The organism is Peribacillus sp. CSMR9, from assembly GCF_033141925.1.
Lineage (GTDB): Bacteria > Bacillota > Bacilli > Bacillales > DSM-1321 > Peribacillus > Peribacillus simplex_A.
In genome coordinates this window covers 22934-30611 of sequence record NZ_JAOPHO010000054.1, presented here as the reverse complement: position 1 = coordinate 30611, position 7678 = coordinate 22934, and the positions used below count along the sequence as shown (strand labels likewise).

Here is a 7678-nt window from a genome sequence, read left to right as displayed (position 1 = left end):
GTCTAGGGGAGACCCCGCAGGCGAAAGCCGAGGAGGCTCCCCGACCGCCCGCGGAAAGCGAGTGCCTGGAGTGGAAAATCAAAGGCCAAATTGTACAACTCATAAAAAATAGACAAACTCGATTTTCATCGAGTTCGTCTACAGTCTGAAAGGACGATTCAGTTATATTGAATCGTCCTTTTTTTAAATTTTAATACTATTCATAAAAAAGTAAAGTTAACTACAAAACTTTGATTTATTTTATAAAATAATCATTAAATTATAATAAATTATTCTGAATTTTTCATATAGAATGAAAATATAACAAAAACAAGGGGGAAATAAAAATGAACACGATTACAAACAAGGTTATCCGCTATACAGGTACTGATTTGCATACGAAAGGATGGCAACAAGAGGCAGTGCTTAGAATGCTGATGAATAATCTGGATCCTGAAGTCGCAGAACGTCCAGAAGATTTGGTGGTATATGGAGGGATTGGGAAAGCAGCTCGTAACTGGGAATGCTTTGATGCAATCGTCAAATCACTAAAAGAGCTTGAAGAAGATGAAACTTTATTGGTCCAATCAGGGAAACCGGTGGCCATTTTTAAAACGCATACGGATGCACCACGTGTCCTGCTTGCAAATTCAAATATCGTCCCGGCGTATGCGAACTGGGAAACATTCCATGAACTTGATAAAAAGGGATTGATGATGTATGGGCAAATGACAGCTGGTAGCTGGATTTATATTGGTTCGCAAGGAATCGTTCAGGGTACTTACGAGACATTTGCCGAGCTTGCTAAACAACATTTCAATAACTCGTTAAAAGGCACCATTACTCTAACTGCAGGTTTAGGCGGAATGGGGGGGGCACAGCCGCTAGCAGTTACGATGAACGGTGGTGTCTGTATCGGGATCGATGTTGATGAGACAAGAATTGACAGGAGGATTGAGACCCGTTATACCGATGTGAAAACGGATTCTTTGGATGAAGCCATTCGTTTAGCTAAAGAAGCAAAACTTGCTGGAAAAGCTTTATCTATCGGTTTGATTGGGAATGCGTCCGATCTTCTTCCTGAAATGATCGCAAGGAACTTTATTCCGGATGTCCTGACTGATCAAACTTCCGCCCATGATCCGCTAAATGGATATACACCTTCAGGTTTGTCTATGGAGGAAGCTGCAGAATTACGGAATGCGAATCCGGAAGAGTATATTAAACTCTCTAAAGCTTCAATGGCCAAACATGTAAGGGCGATGCTTGAAATGATGGAAAAAGGAGCCGTGACGTTTGATTATGGCAACAATATCCGTCAAGTTGCGAAAGATGAAGGGGTAGAGAATGCTTTTGACTTCCCGGGCTTCGTTCCAGCTTATATCCGTCCACAATTTTGTGAAGGTAAAGGTCCATTCCGCTGGGTGGCTTTATCTGGTGATCCAGAAGACATTTATAAAACAGACCAAGCGATTTTACGCGAATTCGCTGATAATGAACATTTATGTAACTGGATCAGAATGGCTCAAGAAAAAATCCAGTTCCAAGGCCTGCCGTCCCGCATATGCTGGCTTGGTTATGGGGAGCGCGCCCGTTTTGGTAAAATCCTAAATGATATGGTTGCAAGCGGTGAATTGAAGGCCCCGATAGTAATTGGGCGTGACCATTTGGATTCAGGCTCTGTTGCTTCGCCAAATCGTGAAACGGAAGCCATGAAGGATGGTTCGGATGTAGTAGCTGACTGGCCGATCTTAAATGCAATGGTGAATGCAGTGGGCGGTGCAACCTGGGTTTCCGTACATCATGGCGGCGGCGTAGGAATGGGTTACTCCATGCATGCAGGCGTTGTAATTGTGGCAGACGGAACCAAAGAAGCAGGAGCAAGGATTGAGCGAGTGTTGACAACTGACCCTGGGATGGGCGTAGTGCGTCATGTTGATGCAGGGTATGAACTGGCAGAGGAAACAGCCCGTGAAAGAGGAATTAATATCCCAATGCTTAATAAAGGAATTGATAAACAATGACAAAACCAATTTGGATAAAACATGCCACTCAACTTGCTACCCTTACATCTGATAGGAAAGGTCCTCGTTCCAAAGAGGCAATGTCGGAGCTGGGGTTGATTGAAGATGGAAGCATATGGATGGAATCTGGTTTGATCCAAGCGATCGGTACGACCAAGGAATTGGAAGAACTCTATGCAGATAGAATGCATGAAGCTGAAGTTTTCGATGCTTCTGGCCATTTAGTGACGCCAGGGCTAGTTGATCCCCATACGCATGTTGTATATGGCGGGAGTCGTGAGCGTGAATTTGAAATGCGTCTTGAAGGTGCAACATATATGGACATAATGAACGGGGGCGGGGGCATTCATGCAACAACCCGCATGACCCGGGAAGCAAGTGAAGAAGAGTTGATGGAACAAACCACAAGGCGTCTTGATTCGTTTCTCGCTCATGGCGTGACTACAGTAGAAGGTAAAAGCGGTTACGGAATGAATTTGGAAACTGAGTTAAAGCAATTGCGGGTGATGAAGAAGTTACAGGAGGAGCATCCGATTGACCTTGTTCCTACTTTTATGGGAGCCCATGCAGTTCCAAAGGATTATAAAGGCCGTGAGGATGAATTTGTCGATCATTTGATAAATGATATGCTTCCAATTGTCTCTGAAGAGAAGCTTGCTGAATTCAATGATGTATTTTGTGAAAAGGGGGTTTTTACCCCTGAACAATCAGAGCGTATTTTAAAGGCGGGAAAAAAGTACGGTTTGATTCCTAAAATTCATGCCGATGAAATTGAGCCATACGGTGGAGCAGAACTGGCTGCCGAAATAGGAGCGATTTCAGCTGAACATTTATTAAAGGCTTCCGAAGAGGGGATTCAAGCCATGGCTAAGTCAGGAACCATTGCCTGCTTGCTTCCAGCCACAGCTTTGTATTTAAGAGAAGATGCGGCTCCAGGACGCCGAATGGTTGATGAAGGTGTAGCAGTTGCCATTTCGACTGATTGCAATCCTGGATCCTCGCCGACGACTTCTATGCCTCTTGTCATGAACCTGGCATGCATCTCGATGCGGCTTACCCCTGCTGAAGCACTAACGGCGGCAACATACAATGCTGCTTGTGCAATCAACAGACAAGAAAAGGTAGGTTCGCTTGAAGTCGGAAAACAAGCCGATGTCGTTTTATGGAATGTAGAAAACTATCAGGAATTGCAATATCTATTTGGTGTCAATCACGTTAAGTCCGTATGGAAAAATGGTGTGCAAGTTGTGAATGATAGAGTGAAGACTGAATCCAAAAGCCTGACTGGTCTATAAAATTCACTAAAAGAAGATAGCTATGCCCATCACCCATCATTTGCTTGACCGTATCTCTCATAATACAGCCATTTGATAGATTTCAATAAGTGTATCAGGAGCCTCTTTATATCCGCTGAAAATTTTGGCGGATGTAAAAAGGCTTTGATACCTTACAACAAGAGAAAGAACTATATATAGGGCAGGATTACTGTTTTTATGTTTAAAATCAGTAAGTATTGCTGCTCTCTAATAAACATCAAGGCGGGGATTACATGTTGAGAAATAACTATCGTTATTTTATCATTTTTATGATTATTCTTATTACAATCATTAATTATATTGATAGAGGTGCACTTTCATATGCCCAAGCTGAAATCATCAGGGAGTTCAATTTAGATCCAGTAAGTTGGGGAGCAATACTAGGTTACTTTGGATATGGTTATATATTCGGCGCACTATTTGGAGGAGCATTGGCAGATAAAAAAGGCCCGAAATTCATGTGGATCATTGCTGGAACCACATGGTCTTTTTTTGAAATCGGGACAATATTCGCAGGTCACATAGGTGCAGCATTTTTTGGAGGGTCAGCATTAGCAGGATTTGCTGTATTTCGTGTATTATTTGGGTTTGCTGAAGGACCTACCTTATCAACGATGAACCGAACGATGGCAAACTGGGTATCCCCTAAAGAAAAAGGGTTTGCTGTAGCACTTGGATTAGTTGGAACGCCAATTGGAGCATTAATTACTGCACCCATCGTAGTAGGTCTACTAACATTCACTAACTGGAAAGTAACATTTGTTATTCTTGGTATATTAGGCTTTATTTGGGTAGCAATTTGGAACAAAGTATTTACAAACTTACCTGAAGATCATCCAAGAGTCTCGAAAACCGAACTAGAAGAAATTCGAAGAGCAGATATTTTAATTAAAGGTGAGACGAAATTAGACGAACAAATAAATGTGCCATGGTACCATTTTTTTAAAAACCCTACGTTAGTATTTAATGCCATTGGATATTTTGCCTTTTTATATGTAAATATTTTATTACTTACATGGACCCCAAAATATCTGCAAGATGAATTTAATTATTCACTTTCTTCTCTTTCATATATTGGTATGATTCCATGGGTTGGAGCTATTATCACTGGACTATTAGGTGGTAAAATCTCGGATATATTACGTAGAAAAACAGGGAATTTACGTATTGCCAGATCTTGGTTCACAGTAGCATCCTTATTTTGTACAGCTGTTTGTTTTATGTTGATCCCAACTGTCGAGAGTGCTGCAGCAGTACTTGCTTTAATGTGCATTGGAAATGCCTTTAATTATTTACCAAATTCCATCTATTGGATTGTGGTTCTGGATACAGAACCAAATAAAGCAGGAACTTTTGGGGGAGTAACTCATTTTATTGCGAATCTAGCGACTATTATTGCCCCAACCCTAACAGGAAGTCTTGTCGCCATATATGGATATAATGCCATGTTTATCGCAGCTTCAATAGCCGTAACGATTGGCATGATAGCCATGGTTTTCGTGAAACCAGGCAAACAAGGTAACTCATCTGAAACTACCAATAATCTGGTTAGCTAAGATAAGTCATCATGTGTGTATTGATTACAGATTATGTTTAATATTTATTTCATTTCACTTTAAAAAGAATAAAAAAGCCGTTGCTTCATTTCAGAAGAAGCTACAGGAAGAGCATCCGATTGATCCAGTTCCTACTATTATGAGAGCCCATGCGGTTCCCAAGGATTATAAGGGCCGTGAGGATGAATTTGTCGATCATCTGATTAATGATATGCTTCCAATCTTCTCTGAAGAAAAGCTTGCTGAATTCAGTGATGGCTTTTGTGAAAAGGGAGTCTTTACCCCTGAACAATCAGAGGGTATTTTAAAGGCCGGGAAAAAGTACGGATTGATCCTAAAATTCATGCTGATGAAATAGAACCAAACGAGGGCGCGGAACTAGCTGCCAAAATAGGGGCTATTTCTGCTGAGCATTTATTAAAGGCTTCCGAAGAGGGATTCAAGTCATGGCTAAGTCAGGAACCATTGCCTGCTTGCTTCCAGCCACAGCTTTGAATTTAGATGCGGCCCAAGGACGCTGAATGGTTGAGGAAGGTGTAGCTGTTGCCATTTAGACCGATTGCAATCCCGGATCCTCGCCGCCGACTTTTCTAAGCCTCTTGTCATGAACCTGGCATGAATCGCGATGCGTTTTACCCCTGCTGAAGCACTTACGGCGGTAACATACAATACTGCTTGTGCAATCAACAGCAAGAAAAGGTAGGTTCGCTTGAAGTCGGAAATCCAGCGGATGGAATGGGCTATAGAAGTATTTGTCAACATGTAATAGTGCTGAATCGTAGGATGGTGGATTATCCTACCCATTGTCAGCATTAAACACTTTACCGCTTTACAGTGAAGATTAAGTAAAGGTATTTTAAGGGAATCGTGGAATAAACCCTTCTATGTGGAGGAGATATTATATGGATAATCACTATCCATTCGAAGAATGGTTTTAAAATGTTTGAGTTTTACACAGAAAAGGAAGCAAGGGAAAAATTCGAGGTAATAGAAGGCTGTAAAATCCTTAGTGAAGTCATTTATTTCAATGATAAACAATTTGTCAAACCTTGAAACTATATATTCTTAATTAAAAAGACAAAAAAGTTAGAATGATTTGATATAAATTATAAAAAAAATACTATTTTATAATTTTCATTGCTGTAATTTCATTATAGTATTAGTCTTAACCATAAAATGAAAAACTACCAGTAAGTAAATTTCTAACTTGCATGCAGGTGTACATTCTTTATTTGGTAGGGTCGGCAAAATATCATTATTTTATGTGAACTAAAAACTTCAGGGGTTCTACCAGATAATTGAAATAATGGTATTTTTTTGGATCTATATATCTGAAAAATCAAAAAATGGAGGAGATTCTTTGAACGAACAAAAATTCACAATTGACGATGCCCCATTTAATAAGTTTCATTTTCGAATTGCAGGACTTACATTCGGTTCAAGTTTCTGTGATGGCTATTCTCTAGGGATCATTGCGATGGCCCTGACAGTATTCGGGCCTCAAATGAATATGAATTCAATGTGGACAGGGCTGATCGGCAGTTCTGCTTTAATAGGTCTGTTTGCGGGATCTTTAGCCCTTGGAAGACTTTCAGATCGTGTAGGCAGACAGAAAATCTTTCTCGTAAACTTTTTACTTATCACGGTAGCTACTATTTTACAATTTTTTGTTAGTAGTCCAGAACAGCTTTTTATTTTACGGTTACTAATTGGTTTTGGACTTGGAGGAGATTACGCTGTCGGTACGACTTTACTCGCCGAATTTTCACCAAAAAAGTATCGCTCCTCGCTCCTCGCGTCTATTAACGTAGTATGGACGCTTGGATATGTAGCATCAAACTTTGTTGGTCATTACCTGGGACAGGTTGGTTCAGACTCATGGCGTTGGATGCTTGTTAGTGCTGCTGTTCCGGCTATTGTGGTTTTAGTCTTAAGAATAGGGACGCCTGAATCACCAAGATGGCTTGTCAGCATGGGGCGTGTCGAAGAAGCTCGCCAGATTGTAAAAAAGCACCTTGGATCGAACGTTGAAATGGGCGAAACGACTACTGGTGCTGAAAATCAAAAGACTCTAGGATTTCGTGGACTTTTCGGTAAAAAGCTTCGTAAGCGTCTGGCTTTTGGTGGAATATTCAAATTAACTCTTGTTATTCCGTACTTTGCAATCTACACTTTCCTACCGTCTATACTAAGTACAATGGGTTTTGAACAAAACTTTTTTGCCGATACAATGTTAAATCTATTCTTGCTTGTTGGGGCAATTTTTGGCCTTTGGTTGCTTGCAAAATTTACTCGTAGAGGATTTACCATCGGGGCTTTTACAATCCTTACTGTTTCATTGTTTTCACTCAGCTTCTTACACAATGGTTCTCAATTCTTAATGTTGACAGCCTTCTTGATCTTTACTTTTTTCATGTCAGCAGCATCGAATCTTACATTAGTATACCCAGCAGAGCTTTTTCCAACGGAGATTCGAGGTTCTGGAATAGGTATGGTTACTGCAATTAGTCGAATCGGTTCTGCAATTGGAACATTTCTGCTGCCTGTTTCCTTAAGTTCATTCGGATTAGGTACCTCAATGGCAGGAATGGCAGTCATTCTGCTAATCGGCTTGATCGTGTCGATCGCTTGGGCACCTGAAACGAAGAATCTTTCCTTACATGAAGCAAGTGACCCTTTGCTAGAAGCGGGAAACTCTCCGAAGGGAATCGATAATCCCTTTACAGAAAATAAGAAAATAACATAAGATTATTTTCTAGTAAATTATTGAGTAGAAACGTTTCTTTCGTCTCCTTGTTTAATC

4 protein-coding genes and 1 pseudogene are annotated in these 7678 nt (G+C 40.6%); all 5 read left to right on the top strand.

The window, feature by feature from the left end; genetic code table 11:
• The first annotated feature begins 326 nt into the window (after positions 1–326).
• The 5 genes and pseudogenes from hutU (at position 327) to N9I19_RS18905 (ending at position 7621) form a co-directional block, all read left to right on the top strand.
• Positions 327–2003 carry a urocanate hydratase gene (hutU, locus tag N9I19_RS18925; RefSeq protein WP_061462847.1) on the top strand — a complete coding sequence of 559 codons (1677 nt, stop codon included), beginning with the start codon at positions 327–329 and terminating at the stop codon, positions 2001–2003.
• A complete protein-coding gene (gene hutI, locus N9I19_RS18920; RefSeq protein WP_317778680.1) occupies positions 2000–3298 on the top strand; it encodes an imidazolonepropionase in 1299 nt (432 codons plus the stop codon). The genes hutU and hutI overlap by 4 nt, the downstream gene beginning before the upstream one ends.
• 254 nt (positions 3299–3552) lie before the next feature.
• Positions 3553–4875, top strand: coding sequence for an MFS transporter (locus tag N9I19_RS18915; RefSeq protein ID WP_317778679.1), 1323 nt, complete (start codon positions 3553–3555; stop codon positions 4873–4875).
• Positions 4876–4969: 94 nt separating this feature from the next.
• Positions 4970–5607 (top strand): annotated as a pseudogene (locus N9I19_RS18910) (amidohydrolase family protein); the annotation flags it as partial.
• A 628-nt stretch (positions 5608–6235) separates the two neighbouring features.
• The gene (locus N9I19_RS18905) at positions 6236–7621 is read left to right on the top strand and encodes an MFS transporter (protein ID WP_317778678.1); all 1386 of its coding nucleotides are present in this window, start codon (positions 6236–6238) and stop codon (positions 7619–7621) included.
• Positions 7622–7678 lie beyond the last annotated feature (57 nt).

Bases quoted from the DNA above. Each gene is read 5' to 3' on its own strand.
- hutU (WP_061462847.1), top strand. From the start codon at position 327: ATGAACACGATTACAAACAAGGTTATCCGCTATACAGGTACTGATTTG.
- hutI (WP_317778680.1), top strand. From the start codon at position 2,000: ATGACAAAACCAATTTGGATAAAACATGCCACTCAACTTGCTACCCTT.
- N9I19_RS18915 (WP_317778679.1), top strand. From the start codon at position 3,553: ATGTTGAGAAATAACTATCGTTATTTTATCATTTTTATGATTATTCTT.